Source organism: Frigidibacter sp. SD6-1 (assembly GCF_030143255.1).
Taxonomy (GTDB): domain Bacteria; phylum Pseudomonadota; class Alphaproteobacteria; order Rhodobacterales; family Rhodobacteraceae; genus TMP-24.
Window position 1 is genome coordinate 56,370 of the sequence record NZ_JARJNR010000009.1, and the last position, 19,301, is coordinate 75,670.

At 64.4% G+C, this 19,301-nt stretch carries 14 protein-coding genes; 6 read left to right on the forward strand and 8 right to left on the reverse strand.

Going from position 1 to position 19,301, the window contains the following annotated elements; translation table 11 throughout:
* Positions 1–100 precede the first annotated feature (100 nt).
* Positions 101–1,840, reverse strand: coding sequence for an ABC transporter substrate-binding protein (locus tag P0645_RS16040; protein WP_284165605.1), 1,740 nt, complete (start codon positions 1,838–1,840; stop codon positions 101–103).
* A gap of 177 nt (positions 1,841–2,017) precedes the next feature.
* Between P0645_RS16040 and P0645_RS16045 the strand changes: the two genes are divergently transcribed.
* A complete protein-coding gene (locus tag P0645_RS16045) occupies positions 2,018–2,692 on the forward strand; it encodes a GntR family transcriptional regulator (RefSeq protein ID WP_284165606.1) in 675 nt (224 codons plus the stop codon).
* A 214-nt stretch (positions 2,693–2,906) separates the two neighbouring features.
* Entirely contained in the window at positions 2,907–4,301 is a 1,395-nt protein-coding gene (locus P0645_RS16050) for an aspartate aminotransferase family protein (protein WP_284165607.1), read from the forward strand.
* A gap of 122 nt (positions 4,302–4,423) precedes the next feature.
* On the opposite strand, the gene P0645_RS16055 is transcribed toward P0645_RS16050, so the two are convergent.
* From P0645_RS16055 to P0645_RS16075, 5 genes are all read right to left on the reverse strand, one after another.
* On the reverse strand, positions 4,424–5,551 hold the full coding sequence (locus P0645_RS16055; RefSeq protein ID WP_284165608.1) for an NUDIX domain-containing protein: 1,128 nt from the start codon (positions 5,549–5,551) through the stop codon (positions 4,424–4,426).
* A 17-nt stretch (positions 5,552–5,568) separates the two neighbouring features.
* A complete protein-coding gene (locus P0645_RS16060) occupies positions 5,569–6,009 on the reverse strand; it encodes a TrgA family protein (protein WP_284165609.1) in 441 nt (146 codons plus the stop codon).
* Positions 6,010–7,224: an SAM-dependent methyltransferase gene (locus tag P0645_RS16065; protein ID WP_284165610.1), complete on the reverse strand. Its 1,215-nt coding sequence runs from the start codon at positions 7,222–7,224 to the stop codon at positions 6,010–6,012.
* Positions 7,225–7,286: 62 nt separating this feature from the next.
* Positions 7,287–8,711, reverse strand: coding sequence for a cryptochrome/photolyase family protein (locus tag P0645_RS16070; protein WP_284165611.1), 1,425 nt, complete (start codon positions 8,709–8,711; stop codon positions 7,287–7,289).
* A gap of 10 nt (positions 8,712–8,721) precedes the next feature.
* The gene (locus P0645_RS16075) at positions 8,722–9,954 is read right to left on the reverse strand and encodes an aminotransferase class V-fold PLP-dependent enzyme (protein ID WP_284165612.1); all 1,233 of its coding nucleotides are present in this window, start codon (positions 9,952–9,954) and stop codon (positions 8,722–8,724) included.
* Positions 9,955–10,249: 295 nt separating this feature from the next.
* On the opposite strand from P0645_RS16075, the gene P0645_RS16080 reads away from it, so the two are divergent.
* The 3 genes from P0645_RS16080 (at position 10,250) to P0645_RS16090 (ending at position 13,590) form a co-directional block, all read left to right on the forward strand.
* A complete protein-coding gene (locus tag P0645_RS16080; protein ID WP_284165613.1) occupies positions 10,250–11,296 on the forward strand; it encodes an ABC transporter substrate-binding protein in 1,047 nt (348 codons plus the stop codon).
* 164 nt (positions 11,297–11,460) lie between these two features.
* On the forward strand, positions 11,461–12,513 hold the full coding sequence (locus tag P0645_RS16085; protein WP_284165659.1) for an extracellular solute-binding protein: 1,053 nt from the start codon (positions 11,461–11,463) through the stop codon (positions 12,511–12,513).
* 147 nt (positions 12,514–12,660) lie between these two features.
* Positions 12,661–13,590, forward strand: a complete 930-nt coding sequence (locus P0645_RS16090; RefSeq protein ID WP_284165614.1) for a lysophospholipid acyltransferase family protein — start codon at positions 12,661–12,663, stop codon at positions 13,588–13,590.
* On the opposite strand, the gene P0645_RS16095 is transcribed toward P0645_RS16090, so the two are convergent.
* Positions 13,548–14,441, reverse strand: a complete 894-nt coding sequence (locus tag P0645_RS16095; protein WP_284165615.1) for a glycosyltransferase family 17 protein — start codon at positions 14,439–14,441, stop codon at positions 13,548–13,550. The two genes, P0645_RS16090 and P0645_RS16095, sit on opposite strands and share 43 nt — an antisense overlap.
* A 62-nt stretch (positions 14,442–14,503) precedes the next feature.
* Positions 14,504–15,202, reverse strand: a complete 699-nt coding sequence (locus tag P0645_RS16100) for a DUF1223 domain-containing protein (protein WP_284165616.1) — start codon at positions 15,200–15,202, stop codon at positions 14,504–14,506.
* Between the two features lie 248 nt (positions 15,203–15,450).
* Between P0645_RS16100 and acnA the strand changes: the two genes are divergently transcribed.
* Entirely contained in the window at positions 15,451–18,141 is a 2,691-nt protein-coding gene (gene acnA, locus P0645_RS16105) for an aconitate hydratase AcnA (protein WP_284165617.1), read from the forward strand.
* The last annotated feature ends 1,160 nt before the right edge of the window (positions 18,142–19,301 follow it).

The following is a 19,301-nucleotide window of genomic DNA, read 5'->3' on the forward strand; positions in this document are numbered from 1 at the left end:
CTTCTTCGATTGTCGCACCCGTCATGGAAAAACCGGGGCCCCGGAAGATGACCGGAGGCCCCGGCAGGGGTGGCCATCGCTGGCCACCGCCGGGGAGAACCTAGTTCTCAGCCCACTGCTTGATCAGATCGTCATAGTTGACGGTCACGCCTTGCTCTTTCTCGTTGTCGAGCTTGGCATGCGGGCCGCCTTCCTTGCCGAGCCATTCGGACGGGTCCTTGGGCTCGTTCAGGCGCGGGCCGCAACCGCCGTAGACATTGGCGCTTTCGTCGGCGGCCTGCATACGGGCCATGGTGATGTCCATTTCCTCGGCCAGACGGTCCATCGCCTCTTGCGGCGTGAAGGCGCCGGAGTTCACGTCGCCGATCTGCTGCCACCAGATTTGCGCGAGCTTGGGATAGTCGGGCACGTTGATGCCCGTTGGCGACCAGCGGACGCGGTCGGGCGAACGATAGAATTCAACGAGACCGCCAAGTTTCGGCGCGCGTTCGGTGAAGCTTTCATGCCGCACGGTCGAGTCGCGGATGAAGGTCAGACCGACGTGCGATTTCTTGACGTCAACCGTCTTCGACACGGCGAACTGGGCATAGAGCCAGGCCGCCTTGGCGCGATCCTCCGGGGTGGACTTGAGGAACGTCCAGGAACCCACGTCCTGATAGCCGACCTTCTGGCCTTCCTTCCAGTAGGGGCCGTGCGGGCTCGGCGCCATCCGCCACAGCGGATTGCCTTCGTCATCGACGGTGTTGTTGCCTTCGGACTTCGGCTTCACCATGTCGGCGGTGAAGGCGGTGTACCAGAAGATCTGCTGGGCAACGTTGCCTTGCGAAAGCGCGGGCAGCGACTGGTAGAAGTCATAGGAAGCCGCACCAGGAGGGGCGTATTTCCTCAGCCACTCGTCCCACTTGGCGATCGCGAAGACGGCCGCCGGGCCGTTTGCTTCGCCGCCACGGCTGACCGAGGCGCCGGCCGGGTTGCACGACCCCGCTTCCATGCGGATGCCCCATTCGTCGATCGGGATCCCATTCGGCTCGCCCGGAGAACCCGCACCGGCCATCGACAGCCAGGCGTCGGTCATGCGCCAGCCAAGGTCGGGTGCGCGCTTGCCATAGTCCATATGGCCGTAGATCTGCACGCCGTCGACTTCCTTCACGTCATTGGTGAAGAATTCGGCAATATCCTCATAGGCCGACCAGTTGACCGGCACGCCAAGGTCGTAGCCATACTTGGCCTTGAAGGCGTCCTTCAGGTCCTGACGGTCGAACCAGTCCTTGCGGAACCAGTAGAGGTTGGCGAACTGCTGGTCGGGCAGCTGATAGAGCTTGCCGTCCGGGCCGGTGGTGAAGCTCGTGCCCATGAAGTCGGGCAGGTCGAGGCCGGGGTTGGTCACGTCGGCCCAGGGACCGGCCATCATGTCGCTGAGCGGATAGGCCAGTTGCAGGCGCGAATGCGTGCCGATCAGGTCGCTGTCGTTGACATAGCCGTCATAGAGGTTGCGGTTCGTCTGCATCTGGGTCTGGACGGCCTGCACCACCTCACCTTCGCCGAGGATCTGGTGATTGACCTTGATGCCGGTGATTTCCTCGAACGCCTTGGTCAGGACCTGCGATTCATAGGAATGGGTCGGAATGCCCTCCGACAGCACGTTGATTTCCATGCCCGCATAGGGCTTGGCGGCTTCGATGAACCATTTCATCTCGGCCATCTGGTCATCCTTCGACAAAGCCGAAGGCTGGAATTCCTCGTCGATCCATTTCTGTGCCGCGGCCTCGTCGGCAAATGCCGGCCACGACCCCGCCATGACGGCAGAAACCGCCACGGCGGAGAGCAGATACGTCCGCATCCTGTCTCCTCCCGAATAATGCTGAGCCAGTCTCTAGCTGGCTGAGGGAATTGAGTAACCGGAATCGGCCCTTTGTCAAACTAAAAGTTTAGTAGACAAATAATCCAGAGCGTTGAGGCTTGATCGGTCCGCCCATGCCCGATAATTTGACCAAAAGGTCGCGAAGGGCGTTGCGCAATGGATATCGGGGGAACCGAGGTGCAGGATCGCAAGATCCCGACCCATGAAGTGACCTATGTGCAACTGCGCAACATGGTGCTGACCGGCGGGCTCGCGCCCGGACAGGCGGTGACGATCCAGGGGCTTACCAGGGAACTGACCGCAGGAATGACGCCGGTTCGCGAGGCGATCCGGCGACTGACGGCGGAAGGCGCGCTGACGCTCCATGGCAATCGCCGCGTTTCGGTCCCGCGGCTTACTGCGGCGCTTCTCGACCAGATCGCCTTCGCCCGCCTGACGATCGAGCCGAAGATAGCGGAACTCGCGGCGCCGCGCCTCTCGGCCGCGACGATCGACCGGCTGGTCGAGATCGACGCCGCGATCGATCCGGCGATCCGGCGCGACGACATTCCGGCCTATCTCACCGGCAATCACCTGTTCCACTTCACGCTCTACGAAGCCTCCGGCGCCCAGGTCCTGACCGAGATCGCCCAGTCGCTCTGGTTGCGGTTCGGCCCTTCCCTGCGCGTTGTCGCAGCCCGCTACAGCGAGGGCCGCCTGCCCGACCGCCATCTCGACGCGCTCGAGGCGGCGCGGGCCGGCGACGGCCGCGCGCTGGCCCGCGCCATCGAGGCCGATATCGCCCAGGGCGTGGACCTCGTGCGGCAGGCGCTGCAAGCGGGCGAAATCTGACCGGCGCTCATCGTCGCACTGCGTGCGCTCTTCGAGCGCCCCGAGGAGCGCATGAAATGCGACGACGAGGTGTGCCTCACAATTTGATCAAATTTCTTGACTTCCGCCCGGCACCGGCTATTCTGACGTCAATGGCACCTTGTCGGACCGGGGGATGATTCCCCGACCGGTTCCGGGCAAAAGGGCCTCGCACCCCTGGGATTGTGAGGGCAAGATGACGAAGATCACCAACCATATGCCGACGAAAGAGCTGCAGGCGCTGGACGCCAAGCACCATATGCATCCGTTCACCGAAAATGCCGCTTTGGCCCGCAAGGGCGCGCGCATCATGGTGCGGGGCGAAGGCGTCTGGCTGACCGACAGCGAAGGCCACAGGATCCTCGACGGGATGGCGGGGCTCTGGTGCACCAACATCGGCTATGGCCGCAAGGAGCTGGGCGATGTCGCCAAGCGCCAGATGGACGAGCTGGCCTATTACAACACTTTCTTCCAGACGTCGCACGTTCCTGCGATTGCGCTGGCCGCGAAGCTTGCCGAACTGGCGCCGGGCGATCTGAACCATACGTTCTTCGCAGGCTCGGGGTCCGAAGCCAACGACACCAACATCCGCGCCGTCCGCCGCTACTGGGACATCAAGGGCCAGCCGGAAAAGCGCGTGATCATCGCCCGTACCAACGGCTACCATGGCTCGACCATGGGCGGCGGCAGCTTGGGCGGCATGGCCCCGATCCATGCCCACGGCGGCAAGATCGACGGGATCGTCCATATCGGCGAGCCGAACTGGTGGGCGCAGGGCGGCGACATGACGCCCGAGGCGTTCGGGCTGATGCGGGCGCAGGAGCTTGAGGCGAAGATCCTCGAACTCGGCGTCGAGAAGGTCGCGGCCTTCATAGGTGAACCGGTGCAGGGTGCGGGCGGCGTGATCATTCCGCCCTCGACCTACTGGCCGGAAATCCAGCGCATCGTCGACAAGTACGGCATCCTGCTGATCGCCGACGAGGTCATCACCGGCTTCGGCCGCACCGGCAACTGGTTCGGGTCTGAGACCTTCGGGATCAGGCCGCATATCATGACGATCGCCAAGGGCCTGTCGTCGGGCTACCAGCCGATCGGCGGTTCGATCATGTGCGACGAGGTGGCCGAGATTCTGGGCTCGCACGGCGACTTCAACCATGGCTACACCTATTCGGGCCATCCTGTGGCGGCGGCGGTGGCGCTCGAGAACCTGCGGATCATCGAGGAAGAGGGCATCATCGAGCACGTCCGCAACGTCGCGCATCCCTATCTGAACGAGCGCTGGCAGGCGCTGGCCGACCACCCGCTGGTCGGCGAGGCCAAGCTTGTGGGCCTGATGGGCTCGATCGCGCTGACACCGAACAAGGCCACGCGGGCGAAGTTCGCCTCGGAAACCGGCACCGTCGGCTACCGCTGCCGCGAGCGCTGCTTCGCCAACAACCTGATCATGCGCCATGTGGGTGACCGGATGATCATCGCCCCGCCGCTGGTCATCCGCCCCGAGGAAATCGACGTGCTGATCGCCCGCGCGCGCAAGTCGCTTGACGAATGCTATGCTGGTCTGAAGGACGACGGCCTCCTCAAGGCAGCCTGAGTGCGTCGGGGTGACTCCGAGAGGGCCGGCGCGGCGGCGGGCGCGGCGGCTCTTCGCCCCTTCCAGGGCTCATCGCCGGTCTCCCGGCGAAGAGCGGCCGCACGGGCGCGATGAGCGGCCCCTCAGCCCGGCGCGCTTCGCAATCGCGGACGCTCTCTCTCCAGCCACAGCGCCAAGAGGGCCAGCGGCGCATTGTCGATCTCGCCGCTCGACAGCAAAGCCATCAGCCGCTCGAAGGGCACCAGATGGCTGCGGATATCCTCGGCCTCGGCCTCCAGCCCGCCGATGCCCGCCGCCCCGTCGGGCAGATCGGCAAGACCGATGAAGGAATAGAGATATTCGGCCTTGGCGGCGGGCGAGGGATAGTAGCGCGGCCCGGGAATGAGCTCCCCAAGCGTCACACCCGCCTCCTCCTCCGCCTCGCGCCGCGCCGCCTCCTCGGGCGTCTCGCCGCCGTCGATCCGCCCGGCGATCGCCTCCAGCAGCCAGGGGTTGGCGTCGCCGCGCGCATAGGGTCCGGCGCGAAATTGTTCAATCAGAAGGACACGGTCGCGCACCGGATCGTAGGGCAGCACCACCGCCGCATCGCCCGAGATGAAGACGGCGCGGTTGAGGACCGGCCCCATAGAGCCGTCGAACCGGCGGTAGGACAGATCATGTTCCTCGACGGCGAAGAAGGCCTCGTAGGGATGGTCGAGCCGCAGGCGAGACACATCTTCGCGCGAAACCCCGCGGCGCAGGGTTTCGGTTCCGGCGCGAAGCGCCTCGGCGCGCAGGCGCGCACCGGCGCGCGTGAGAATCTGCCCATAGCGGCGTCCGAGCCGTTCGGGCGGGACCGTACCGAAACGTGCCATGATCTCTTCCGCCGCACAGGTGACGGTCCGTGCCCATCGCGCCAGCCAATCTGCGGGCCTTTCAGCCGCCGCCGCAGGGATCGGCTGCGCGGGGCGCAGGTAGATGCGCACGCCTCTCTCGGTTCCGTCGCTCCCGGTCGCCGAAGCTTCGCCGGGCTCGTCTCCGAACAGGGCCGCATAGAAATCCATGCGCGCGAGTGCCTCGGCACTGACGCAGGGCACGATGAGGCCGGCTACGCCCGCGCCGCCGGGCACGAGCGCCGAGCGGGCGCCATCGTCAAGCCAGACCTCGGAGAATGCCGGAAGGTGAGCCATTTCGGCGGCTGGGACCGGGCCGAGGACGATCTCGGCCAGCGGGGCATGGCACAGTGCGCCATGCAGGAAAAGCGATGTCACAAACCCGGTCTCCGCGGCTAGCTCCAGCGTCGCCCGGCCCATTCGCTGAGAACGCCCGCCAGCATACCGCCGCCGAGAAGAGCGAGCAAGAAGTCGGCCGCGACCATCCGCTGCACGATCTCGGCGGCGATGCCGATCAGCCCCATGATCGCCTCGGTCGGTGTGTCGTAATATTTGCGGACGGCCTGGACGAGCATCTCCTCGGTCGAAAACAGCACCAGCGCGAGTGCGAGCGCCCCGAGCGAGGCACGCAACCCGGCATTGGCCGACGGCCACCAGCCCTCACCGGTCGCAGGGCCAAGGATGCGCCAGCCGCAGACGATGCCTATGATGGCGCTGAGTGGCGAGAAGGCGCCGAACTGGGTGCCCGCAGGCATATGCGGCTTGAAGATCTCGGCGCTCAGGAAGGCGACCAGCGCCATGCCGAACGCTGCGAAAAGTTTGGAAGCGGTAGGCATTCAGGGCACCGGCCTTTCAACTGTAATCTGAGTCACATCGCAATTGCCGAAGCGGAAAGCCCCGGCGCAGGAGGTCAGGTAGAAGTTCCACATCCGGCGGAACCGTTCGTCGAACCCGAGCCTCGACACCTCGTCCCACCGCGCGTTGAAGGTTTCGTGCCAGCGTCTCAGCGTCTGACTGTAGCTTTCGCCGAATTCGAACGACCCCACAAGCCCGAGCCCCGCGCGCGCCACTTCGGCGCGCAGCGCCGTGGGTGAGGGCAGCATGCCACCGGGGAAGATGTATTTCTGAATGAAATCCACGCCCTTGCGATAGACCTCGAAGCGCTTCTCCTGCAGCGTGATGATCTGCAGCGTCGCCTTCCGGCCGGGCTTCAGCCGCTCGCGCAAAGTGTCGAAATAGATCGGCCAGTATTTCTCGCCCACCGCCTCGAACATCTCGATGGACGCGATGCCGTCATACTGGCCTCTTTCGTCGCGATAATCCTGCAGCTTGATCTCGACCCGGTCGGCAAGGCCCGCCCGCTTCATCCGCGCGACCGCGAAGTCGTGCTGGGCCTGGCTGATCGTCAGGCCGGTGACCTTCAGCCCGCGTTCGCCCGCCGCATATTCGGCGAAACCGCCCCAGCCGCAGCCGATCTCCAGCACATGATCGCCGGGCTGGGCGCCGATCCGGTCGACCATCGAGGCATATTTCGCCCGCTGCGCCGCCTCGAGGCTGTCCTGGCCGCTGCGGAAGAGCGCCGAGGAATAGGTCATCGTATCGTCAAGCCAGAGCCGGTAGAATTCGTTCCCGAGGTCATAGTGATAGGCGATGTTCTTCTTTGCCTGCCGCTTGGTGTTGGCGTTCATCCAGTGGCGCAGCCGTTCCAGCGCCCGCAGGAAGCCCATGCCGGGAAAGCCGTCATAGAGACTGTCATTGCCGTCATGGATGAGGTCCATGAAGGCCTGAAGATCGGGCGTCGACCAGCCGCCTTCGAGATAGGCCTCGGAAAACCCCAGGTCGCCCTCGCGGATCAGCCGCGCGAATATGTCCGGATCATGGACCGTGATTTCTGCCACCGGTCCGGCCGCCTTTCCCTCTGCGCGGAAACGCCGCCCGTCCTCCAGAACGAAATCCAGTCGTCCGCGGTTCAATGTCTGGGCGATCTGAAAGACCTGCGCAAAATAGCGCGGCAGGCGGGCCTGTCCCTCTGTTGTCGTCAGAACATCCATGTCGCATCCCCCGATGGCAGGAGCTTAGCGCAAGAAAATCCGCCCGGGCAACGATTTCGTGATCACTGGTCCCGGAAGCGCTCGTAGGCGGCTAGGGCCTGGGCGCGCCCGGCGGAATGTTCAATGATTGGTTCTGGATAGTGGGTGGTCCTGTCGAGGGTCCAGCATCGGGGTACCGCATCGAAATAGGCGTCGGCGAGAGCGCCGCGCCGGTCGCCGCCCGCGCCGAGGAAGCGGTTGCGGTAGACGCCTGCCGGATCGAAACGGTCGGCTTGCGCGTCGGGATTGAAGATACGGAAATAGGGCGCGGCATCCGGCCCCGAGCCCGCGACCCATTGCCAGCCGAGTGCGTTCGAGGCCGGATCCCAGTCGGTCAGGCACTCGGCGAACCAGGCCTGCCCGACCCGCCAGTCGGTCAGAAGATGCTTGGTCAGGTACGAGGCCGCGACCATCCGCACCCGGTTGTGCATCCGTCCGGTGACATACATCTCGCGCACTCCCGCATCGACGAACGGCACGCCGGTGATGCCGCGCCGCCAGCGTTCGGCATCGTCATTGTCGGCCCGCCAGGGGAAGGCCTCCCAGCCCTTGCGCCAGTTTTCGGTGGCAAGCGACGGGTCGTGATACATCAGGTGCCAGGCGAAGTCCCTCCAGGCAAGCTCCGAGAGGACCTTCTCCCCCGGCCGGTCGAGCGTTGCGTCCTGATCCGTGCGCGCCATCACCTCGGCCCAGATGCGCCGGGGCGAAATCTCGCCCCAGGCCAGATGATCCGACAGGCCGGAGGTCGCTGCCTCGCCCGGAAAATCGCGGCGTTCGGCATAAAGACGGAGCGGGCCTTCAAGAAAGGCCGACAGGCGGGCAAGTGCCGCCGCCTCGCCCGGCGCGATGTGCGGCCGCAGGATCGCCGCGCCCCGGTTCATCGGCGCCGCCATTCGCCAGTCCGCGAGGTCATCGCTCGCGGGCCAGTCTTGCGGGCGGCGCAAGGTGCCGGGCGCGGCAAGCGGCGGTGCGACCTCACCCTGTCGCAGGCGCCGCCAGAAGGGGGTGAAGACCGAATAGGCCTGGCCCGCCTGCGTCAGCACCTGCGTCGGTTCATGCAGGAGAGCGCCGGGAAAGCTGCGCGCCGTCAGGCCAGCCGCCGCCGCCCAGGCCTTGATGGCCTTGTCGCGGTCGATGTGGGCGGGCTCGTAGTAGCGCGTCCAGTGGATGGCCGCAGCGCCGGTTTCCGCCACCAGCGCCTTCAGCACGTCAAGCGCCCTGCCCCGCCGAAGGATCAGCCGCATCCCGCGCCGCTCCAGCGCCGAGGTCAGGGCTTCGACCCCGAGGCCGAGACGGAAGCGCGGCGCGGCGCCGAGCGGCTCTACCGTCTCGTCATGGATGAAGAGCGGCAGGATCGGCCGTCCGGTCTCGGCGGCGGCAACAAGAGCGGGATGATCGTCGAGCCTGAGGTCGCGGCGGAACCAGACGATCACCGGGCCGTCGGCCATCCCGCCCCCCTCAGAGCACGCGGTCGAGTGCGGCGATCAGGCGGCTCACATCCTGGGGCGAGGTGTAATGGGTCATCGAGAGCCTCAGCACGCCTTTGTCGAGATCAACGCCCATCGCCGTCAGCGGCCGGACGGCGTAGAAATCGCCCGCCCAGCAATTGATCCCCTCGCGCCCCAGCGCCTCCGACACCGGCTCTGCCGCGCGGTCGAGCGCTGCGGCAACCGTCGGTGCCCGGCGCGCCGCATCGCGCGGGCCGATCAGGCGCAGGTCGTTGCGCGCGGCGAGATAGTCGAGGAGCGGCTGGCAGATGGCAATTTCGTGGGCGCGCATCAGATCATGGACCGCCGCGCCGCGCTTTGCCGCGTCGGGCTCGGGCGCGAAATGCCTCTCATTGAGCGCATCGAAATAATCGGCCATTCCGGCGCTTGCGGCGATCTGGGCGTGATCGGGACCGGCGGGGGTGAAACGCTTGTAGAGCGTGTCGCCATTGAAATAATGGCCCTGGTTCGGCAGGTCGAACCCGAAGGCCTCGCGGATCACCATGATGCCCTGATGGGGGCCGTAGACCTTGTAGGCCGAGAAAAGATAGATATCGGCGCCGAGGTCGGCGACATTCGGCAGGCCGTGGGGCGCGTAGCTGACGCCATCCACGCAGACCGCAGCGCCCGCCGCATGGGCGGTGGAAGCGATCTCGGCCACGGGGTTGATCTCTGCCACAACGTTCGAGCAATGCGGGAAGCAGACAAGCCTGACCTTGCCGTCGGCAAGAAGCGGCTTGAGGCGTGCGGGGTCGAGATGCCCGGTCGCCGGATCGATCTGCCATTCCCGAACCTCGATCCCGTCTTCGGCCAGCCGCCGCCATGGGCCGGAATTGGCCTCGTGATCCTGATTGGTCACGACGATCGCGCCGCCCTTGTCGGTCAGCCAGCGCCGGACAGCCTGCGCCAGGACATAGGTGTTCGCGGTCGTCGAGGGGCCGAAGGACAGTTCCTGCCGCTTCACCCCCATCATCGCCGCAAGGCGGGTGCGCGCCTCATCCATCTCCGCCCCGCCCGCCTGAGCGGCGGCGTAGGGCGCGTAGGGCTGTACCTTGCGTTCGCGGTAGAAGCGCGTCAGCCGGTCGATCACCGGCTGGCAGGCATAGGAGCCACCGGCATTTTCAAAGAAGGCCTGTTCGGCAAGGCCCGGCACCGCGAAGGCCGGGAACTGGCTGCGCACATAGGCGAGGTCGAGGGTCGTCACATCTGTCTCCATCATCCGAAGGGCCGATCGCCGGGAGCGCCCGGCAGGCAGCCGCCAAAGGGGCTGACAGGTCTTCCTGCCGAGCCGCAATCGCCCATGGTCGAGGAGGTGCGGCAGATCCGTCAGGCCGGATCGCCGCAAAGTCTATCCATCGCGCCCAGTCCCGTGAAGCCCGCCACAGAAAATTTTCCTTCGCTGCCCGCCGATTAGCCCGCAAGATTTCCAAGATCGAATCAAAAGACTTGCGATGTCATTCTTGGTGGTTATGATTTGATCATATTCTGGGGAGGATAGAATGATCAAAAGAACACTTCTGGCCGCGACGGCCATTGTCTCGCTTACCCTGCCTGTCATGGCGGCGGACGCAGAGCTGACGGTGATGGACTGGGCGGGTTACGAGATCGAGGGCTTCTATGCCGACTATACGGCGAAGCACAACAACTCGCCGACCTATTCGCTGTTTGCGTCCGATGACGAAGCGTTCCAGCGGGCCGTCTCGGGCTTCAAGGCCGATGTCGTCCATCCCTGCTCGACCTTCGTGGACAAGTACCGCGAAGCCGGGCTGATCGAACCATGGGATGAAAGCAAGCTGACCTCTGTCGCCCAACTGGACCCGAACTTCCTTGCGTCGCCCTCGATCAAGGACGACCAGGGCCTGTGGTTCCTGCCGTTCGACTGGGGCGCGACCGCGGTCGCCTACAATACGAACGAGGTTCCGGCCGAAGATATCGCCAGCCTGAACATCTTCATCGATCCGAAATATCAGGGCCGCACCTCGCTGCCGAATTCGTCGGAAGATGTCTGGGCGCTGGCCTATCTCGCCACCGGCACGACCTCGTGGGTGTCGATCAGCGACGAACAGTTCGACGCAGCGGCCGAGTGGCTGCGCAAGGCGCATCAGAACGTCCGGGCCTACTGGAACGATTCGGCGGAACTGAGCCAGCTCATGGCGTCGGGCGAAGTGCTGGTCGGCTGGGCCTGGAACGATGCCGTTGCCCTGCTGCAGGACGAAGGCTTCCCGGTCGGCTATCAGCGCGAAGCTGCCGAGGGGTCGTCGACCTGGTTCTGCGGCTATGTGAACATGAAGAACGCACCCGGCAACGAAGACAAGGCCTATGACTTCGTCAACTCGCTGCTTCGCGCCGATGCGGCTGGCGTAATCGTCGACGAACTTGGCGTCGGCCATTCCAACGCAACCGGCATGGGCGTGATACCTGCCGAGACCCTGGCGACGGCTGGTCTCGGTGCCGCGAACGCACCCATCCTCGCACAGGTGCCGAAGGATCCTGCCCTTCACGAAAAGATGTTGCAGACCTTCGAGAACATCAAAGCCGGTTTCTGACGGTTTTTGCAATAACGTCATACCTTTAGGCCAAGGCACAGGGCCTGCGTCGGCCAAGCACCGCGCAGGCCCTCACCTTGCCCTTGCAACTCCTCGGGCGGCAGGCATAGTTGCCCGCGGTATCCCCGCCCCGGATCCTTGCCGGGGCTTCCACTCTGGAGGCTATCTTGAAATTACACTCCCTGCTCGCGGCCTCGGTCGCAGCTCTTGCTCTCTCCTTGCCCGCGCGCGCGGCCGATCCCGATCTTCTGGTCCTCGACTGGGCCGGGTTCGAGGTCGAAGGCCTTTATCAGGCCTACAAGGACAAGAACGGCGACGGCCCGACCTACACGTTCTTCGGCTCCGACGACGAGGCCTTCCAGAAGGTTGCCTCGGGATTCAAGTCCGACGTGACCCACCCCTGCTCGCAGATGGTGTCCAAATACCGCGAAGCGGGCCTGATCGAGCCCTGGGACATTTCGAAAATCCCGGAGTTCGCCAATATCGACCCGAAATTCCTCAATTCGCCGGTCTTTCAGGATGACGGTGGCGTCTGGTACATCCCGACCGACTGGGGTGTGACCGCCGTCGCCTACAATACCGATGAAGTGCCGGTCGAGGATGTCGCCTCGCTTCAGGTCTTCGCCGACCCGAAATACGAAGGCCGCGTCTCGCTGCCAAACTCGTCGGACGATGTCTGGGCGCTGGCCTATCTGGCGACCGGCGTGACCGATTGGACCAACATTTCCGACGAACAGTTCACCGCCGCCGCCGACTGGCTGCGCAAGGTTCACCCGAACGTCCGCGCCTACTGGAACGATCCCGCCGAAATGGCGCAGATCATGGCCTCGGGCGAGGTGCTGATTGCCTGGTCCTGGAACGATGGCGTCGCCTATCTCAAGGCCGACAATTATCCGGTCGGCTTCCAGCGCGAGGCCAAGGAAGGGTCGTCGACCTGGTTCTGCGGCTATGTGAACATGAAGGACGGGCCGGGCAACGAAGAGAAGGCCTATGACTTCATCAATTCCTGGCTGCGCCCCGACGCGGCGCCCGCGCTGATCGAGAATATCGGTTACGGCCTGTCGAACACGCCGGCTATGGCGGCCATGGACCCGGCGGTGGTCGCTGACGCGGGCCTTGGTGCGATCAATGCGCCGATCCTGCCGCAGGTGCCGAACGACAATGCCCTGCGCGAACGCCAGCTGGCCGAGTTCGAAAAGATCAAGGCGGGCTTCTGAGCCAAAACCTGCCACAAGACCTGCTGCCCCGGCCCTGCGCCGGGGCAGCGCTTTTCGGGCGCTTGAGCTTTGGCCTTCAAGCCTCTAGGTCTGACCGGAGGGCGGCCTGACAGGGCCGCCATCCGTCACAGAGCGACCCGAAGACCGATGAGCCGCGACCGCAGCAGGGCACAGATTGCGTTCGACTACGTCTCGAACCTGGCGCTTCGTGGCCTTATCGGCCTGTCGCTTGCCCTGCCCTACCCTGTGCGCGTGGCGGGCATGGGCTGGCTGATGCGGCGGGTGATCGGCCCCCTCGCCGGATACCGGGGACGGGCCAGGGCCAATCTCGCGCTGATCTGGCCCGAGATGCCGGAAACCGAGCGCCGCAAGATCGCCGATGACGCCTGCGACAATGCCGGGCGTGCCCTGATCGAGAATTATTCGACCCGCGATCTGATGCGCCGGATGTCCGGGGCCGAAATCCACGGGCCGGGCCGCGCCGCGCTTGAAGCGGCACGCGATGCCGGGCGGCCGGTGATTCTCGTCTCGGGCCATTTCGGCAATTACGAAGCGGCGCGGGCGGCACTTGTCGGGCGTGGTTATCATATCGGCGGGCTCTACCGGCCGATGCGCAACAGCTTCTTCAACGAACATTACGTCCGCACGATGGAAGCTTTCGGCGGCCCGGTCTTTCCGCAAGGCACCCGCGGAACGGCGGGCTTCGTGCGCCATCTCAAGGCGGGCGGGCAGCTTGTCCTCATCTTCGATCAGAATGTGCACGGCGGGCACATCCTGGACTTTCTTGGAAAACCGGCAGCGACCGCGCTGTCAGCAGCCGAGCTGGCGCTGCGCTACGGCGCCGAGCTTATTCCCTTCTATGCGATCCGAAAGGCTGACGGCATCAGCTTTGAGATCGTGCTTGAGGCGCCCGTGCCGCACACCGACCCCATCAGCATGACGCGCGCCCTCGGCAAGAGCCTTGAAGCACGCATCGCGGCCAATCCGGGTCAATGGTTCTGGATCCACCGGCGCTGGCGGATCGCCAGGGATCATTACTCGGCCGACGAGCTGGCCGCACATTTCGATCGGGACTGATCGGATCGAAGCAGGTAGCGGTCGAAAAGATCCGGTCTCTGCCTGACATAAGCGGGCAGCGTCTCTCTGTCCTCGACCAGATCATAGCCCAGCCTGTCGCCCAACAAGCCGTCGATCCGCGCGCGCGCCCAATCCAGGGTCTTGTCGCCCTTGCGGACATGCGAATGCTCGCTGATCGAACTTCCCTTCGCTGCCACGGCTTCCACGCCTCCGAGCCAGCTGAAATGCCAGCCTGCATCCTCCAGCACGCGGCGGCGCACAAGTGTCCGCATCCGCCGACAGGCCTTGAGCCAGCGCACCGTATCGCGTGCGAACGACGACGCCGGGGCGTAGACGCCGCGCAAGCCGTCGATCGTCGCAAGACTGTCCATGCGGATCGCGCGCGGCCCGAGCCGTACCCATTTCTCGCGGAGCCGCACGTTGATGTAATAGGCATGCCAGTCGAGCGAGAAACAGACAACCTCGCCTCGCCGGGGCGGCGCCCCACGCAGCAAGCCTACTGCCGAGGCACGCGGGATCTCGTCCACGTCCGACAAGAGCAGCAGGTCGTCGGGCCGCGCCGCCGCCAGACCGCGCCGCACACAGTCACGCTGGTGGATCTCCCTCTCCCAGCTTGACGCGGTCGGCGGAAAATCCTCGACGACGATATGGATGATCCGGTCGAGGAATGGTGCAAACCGCGCCCTGTTCTCTTGAAAGTACAATGGCTTGGGCTTGCCTGTGAATGTCAGTGCGGCCTCGGCGATGACGAAATGATCCACCACCGGCCAAAGCTCGTTCAGTCGAAGCTCAAGCAAGTCGAGCTCGTTATAGAACGTGAAACAGTCGAATATCTTTGGTTTTGCAGTCACGGCCATCTCCAGTCACCCAGACTATCAACGGCCCTGCGCGCCCACAATAGACCGCGCCTGTCTCAATCCTGCACCGCCGCCGCCAGAATTCGCCCCGGCCCCGGCGCCTGGATGATCACCACTGTCGGCTGGTCGCCCGGCGCGTCAAGCGTGAGGGTGAGCGGCTTCGACCCGTCCCATTCGCCGACGCGCTTCCACGAGGTGACGATATTGGTATAGGTCAGCCGCCGCCCGGCATTCTCGCCCCGGTCTATGGTCACGGCGGCAGTGGGGATATAGCGGACGAGCTGGACGAAGCTTCCCTCGGGCAGCGGGCTGTCGGCGGTGGCGGTGACCCTGATCGTGCTTCCCGACCGGGACAGGCTCAAATCCGGCGCCCCCGCCCCCCCGGCAGGGACGAGCGCCGAGGCGAGCGCGCTTGCATCCGTGCCGACGATCGAGGTCGCGCCGTTCACGATGATCTGTGGCGTATAGACCATCCGCTCGCCGGCGCTGACGGCATAGGCCTTCTGACGTTTGGTGAAGCCGGGATCGGCGAACGTATCGGCCCAGCCGATATAATCCCAGTAATCCACGTGCAGGGCGAGGCCGATAACCCCGTCGCGCGCGGCCACTTCAGAGAAGAGCGCATCTGCGGGCGGGCAGGACGAACAGCCCTGCGACGTATAAAGCTCGACGACGGTCACGCGCTGTCCCTCGGCCGCTGCCACCCCGGCGAACGCCGAAAGCGCCGCTGCCGCGGCAATGATCCTCTGTCTCATCTGCATCCCCATGCCAAACCTGGCAACCTGCCTGCCCGAACACTAGCCAAGGCAGGATCGGAAAACCATTCACGCCTCGTCCGCCCGCCTGCAAGTTTGCGTGAGCAGGATCGCTGCCCGGTTCACGCCATCTTGCGCGGCTTTGCATACATATGTATACACTGCCGCGAACCCCTACTTGAACCACCGGCATTGATCAGGCATTAGCCTTTTGCCGTTAGAGCCTTCGCCCGAGAGGAGCCAGCCAGATGACTGTCATCACCGGAACCGATACCGCAAAGACCCGCCGCACGCTGACCGCAGGCGGCGCGTCGGTCGATTACTATTCGATCCCGGCGGCAGAGGCCGCAGGGCTTGGCTCCTTCGCGCGGCTACCTGCCGCGCTGAAGGTCGTTCTGGAGAACATGCTGAGGTTCGAGGATGGCGGGCGGACCGTCTCGGTCGACGACATCAAGGCCTTTGCCGAATGGGGCGCGCAGGGCGGCAAGAACCCGCGCGAGATCGCCTATCGCCCTGCCCGCGTCCTTATGCAGGATTTCACCGGCGTTCCGGCGGTCGTCGATCTGGCCGCGATGCGCGACGGGATCAAGGCGCTTGGCGGCGACCCGCAGAAGATCAACCCGCTCAACCCCGTCGACCTCGTGATCGACCATTCGGTGATGATCGACGAATTCGGCAACCCGCGTGCCTTCCAGAAGAACGTCGATCTGGAATATGAGCGCAACATGGAGCGGTATGTCTTCCTGAAATGGGGTCAGGAAGCCTTCCAGAATTTCCGCGTCGTGCCGCCCGGGACCGGCATCTGCCACCAGGTGAACCTGGAATATCTCGCCCAGACCGTCTGGACCGACAAGGACCAGAATGGCAAGGAAGTGGCCTATCCCGATACGCTCGTCGGTACCGACAGCCATACGACGATGGTGAACGGCCTTGCCGTCCTCGGCTGGGGCGTCGGCGGGATCGAGGCGGAAGCGGCCATGCTCGGCCAGCCCGTGTCGATGCTGATCCCCGAGGTCGTGGGCTTCAAGCTGACCGGCCAGATGGTCGAGGGCACGACAGCGACCGACCTTGTCCTGAAGGTCGTGCAGATGCTGAGGAAACACGGCGTCGTGGGCAAGTTCGTCGAATTCTACGGCGAGGGGCTGGACCATCTGCCCCTGGCCGACCGCGCCACCATCGCGAACATGGCGCCGGAATATGGCGCGACCTGCGGCTTCTTCCCGATCGACGGCGAAACCCTGCGCTACCTGCGTCAAACGGGGCGCGACGAGGCGCGGATCGCGCTGGTCGAGGCCTATGCCAGGGAAAACGGCTTCTGGCGCGGCGCGGACTATGCGCCGATCTACACTTCGACGCTGGAACTCGACATGTCGACCATCGTCCCGGCGATCTCGGGCCCGAAGCGCCCGCAGGACTATCTGGCGCTGACCGATGCGAAAGCCTCCTTCGCGAAAGAGATGGAGGCGAGCTTCAAGCGCCCGATGGGCCAGGAAGTCGTGGTGAAGGGTGAGGATTACACAATGTCCTCGGGCAAGGTGGTGATCGCCTCGATCACCTCCTGCACCAACACGTCGAACCCCTATGTGCTGATCGGCGCGGGCCTCGTGGCGCGCAAGGCGCGCGCCCTTGGCCTGAACCGCAAGCCCTGGGTCAAGACCTCGCTCGCGCCCGGATCGCAGGTTGTCAGCGAATATCTCGAGGCGGCAGGCCTGCAGGAGGATCTGGACGCCGTGGGCTTCAACCTCGTGGGCTACGGCTGCACCACCTGCATAGGCAATTCCGGGCCGCTGCAGCCGGAGATTTCGGCGGCGATCGCCGAGGGCGATCTGGTCGCGACCGCCGTCCTGTCCGGCAACCGCAATTTCGAGGGCCGTATCTCGCCCGACGTGCGGGCGAACTACCTCGCCTCGCCGCCCCTTGTCGTCGCCTATGCGCTGGCGGGCGACATGAACATCGACCTGACGACCGAACCGCTCGGCACCGGCAGGAACGGCCAGCCGGTCTATCTCAAGGACATCTGGCCCACCAACAAGGAAATCGCCGATCTGGTCAACGCGACGGTGACCCGCGCGGCCTTCCTGAAGAAGTACGCCGACGTCTTCAAGGGCGACGCGAAATGGCAGGGCGTCAAGGTCACGGAATCGGAAACCTACGACTGGCCCGCGACCTCGACCTATATCCAGAACCCGCCCTACTTCCGCGGCATGGGCAAGGAGAAGGGCACGATCAGCGACATCCAGGGCGCGCGTATCCTTGCGCTCCTCGGCGACATGATCACCACCGACCACATCAGCCCCGCCGGCTCGTTCAAGGCGACGACCCCAGCCGGCCAATACCTGACCGAACGCCAAGTCGCGCAGAAGGACTTCAACAGCTACGGCTCGCGCCGCGGCAACCATGAAGTGATGATGCGCGGGACCTTCGCCAATATCCGCATCAGGAACGAGATGCTTGAGGGCGTGGAGGGCGGCTATACGCTTGGCCCCGACGGCGCCCAGACCTCGATCTACGATGCATCGATGGCCTATCAGGCCGAAGGCGTGCCGCTGATCGTGATCGGCGGGATCGAATATGGCGCGGGCTCCTCGCGCGACTGGGCGGCGAAGGGCACGAACCTTCTGGGCGTCAAGGCGGTGATCGCCGAAAGCTTCGAGCGGATCCACCGGTCGAACCTCGTCGGCATGGGCGTCATCCCGTTCGAGTTCACGAATGGCGAGACGCGGAAGACGCTGGGCCTGAAGGGCGACGAAACCCTGTCGATCGGCGGACTTGCGGGCGGGCTGAAGCCTCTGAGCCTGGTGCCGCTGACCATCCGCTATGCCGACGGCAAGGAACGGACGGTACCGATCAAATGCCGGATCGATACCGAGGTCGAGATCGAATATGTCGAACATGGCGGCGTTCTGCACTACGTGCTGAGGAACCTCGCCCAGGGCTGACGCCGCCGCATGCGGTAATGAGGGGCGCGTCCGATACCGGCGCGCCCCTTCGCATTCTGCTCTGCATGCAGCAACGCGCCAGGCGCCTGCCTTCCCGGCGGGCGCCCGGACAGGGCGAGCGATTGCTCGGCACTCAAGCAATCTGGACGGGAACGCGCATTCCGCCGATCTGCCATTCGGCGACTATCGGCAACAGTGATCGGTTCCCGAATAGTGACAATAGCGTGACACCCATTGTCGCCGCCGTCCGCAGCCAGCGCCGAAATAATGCTTTTCCCGCGAGGCGACGCCTGTGCATTCGCCCGAATGGCTGAAGCAACTGCTCACAACATCAGACCTCTCCGCTCTCTCCAGCCAACAAAACAAAGGAAATTCGCCGCGACACCATCGTCGCGAGAGAGGGCCGCCATGACAGCAGGGCCATGCAGCTGGCAGAAGCCGTCGACCGGAAGGCCGATCCCATCGCTCGCCCCGAAACAGAATCGGCGGGCGATTGGGCGATTCTGGTTAACGGATGCATACCAACGATATAGCGTCACTCCCGTCCGTGATGACGGAAACGCAGCGAAAACCTATCCAAAAGTTAGTATCCCCTCGGAGCGGTGAAACAATGTATTTCGGCACCCTGCGGGGTTCGGTCAAATTATCCAGGTGTGCAAATGGATAATTTGAGTTATCTTGTACATGTGAATAAGACGTGGTTTGCAGAGTAGCGAGTGAAGCTCCAAGGGTCGCCACGCCGGAATTAGCCAGCGGATCAGGGGCAGGTACTGTAGATTTGTTGTGCGAGGTTTTGGTCCCCAGGTTTGTTACAGTATCGCGGTCATTTTCGCCGTCGGACACGCTCCAGAGAACGCCCCGCCCCCGCCGGACGGGGCGTTTTCTGTTTCTGTGCCAAGGCAGTGACTGTCGGCGGCACTGCCGCAGGCGTCATCTTCGCGACGCGCCGCCCAACGCCGCCTCCGTTAGCGCCAACCTCACTCGAAAGTGGCAAAAACCTATCCAAAAGTTAGCAACCCTGAATTGACCAGAAACAATGAGTTTCAGCGCCGACGGGCCTTAACCTTAGGTAAAAGCTTTCTTTTCTTGATCGGGATCGCTATGGTTGACCCATGGTTAGCAAGAAATTTTCAAGTCAACTTTTTCCTAGCGCACCCTGG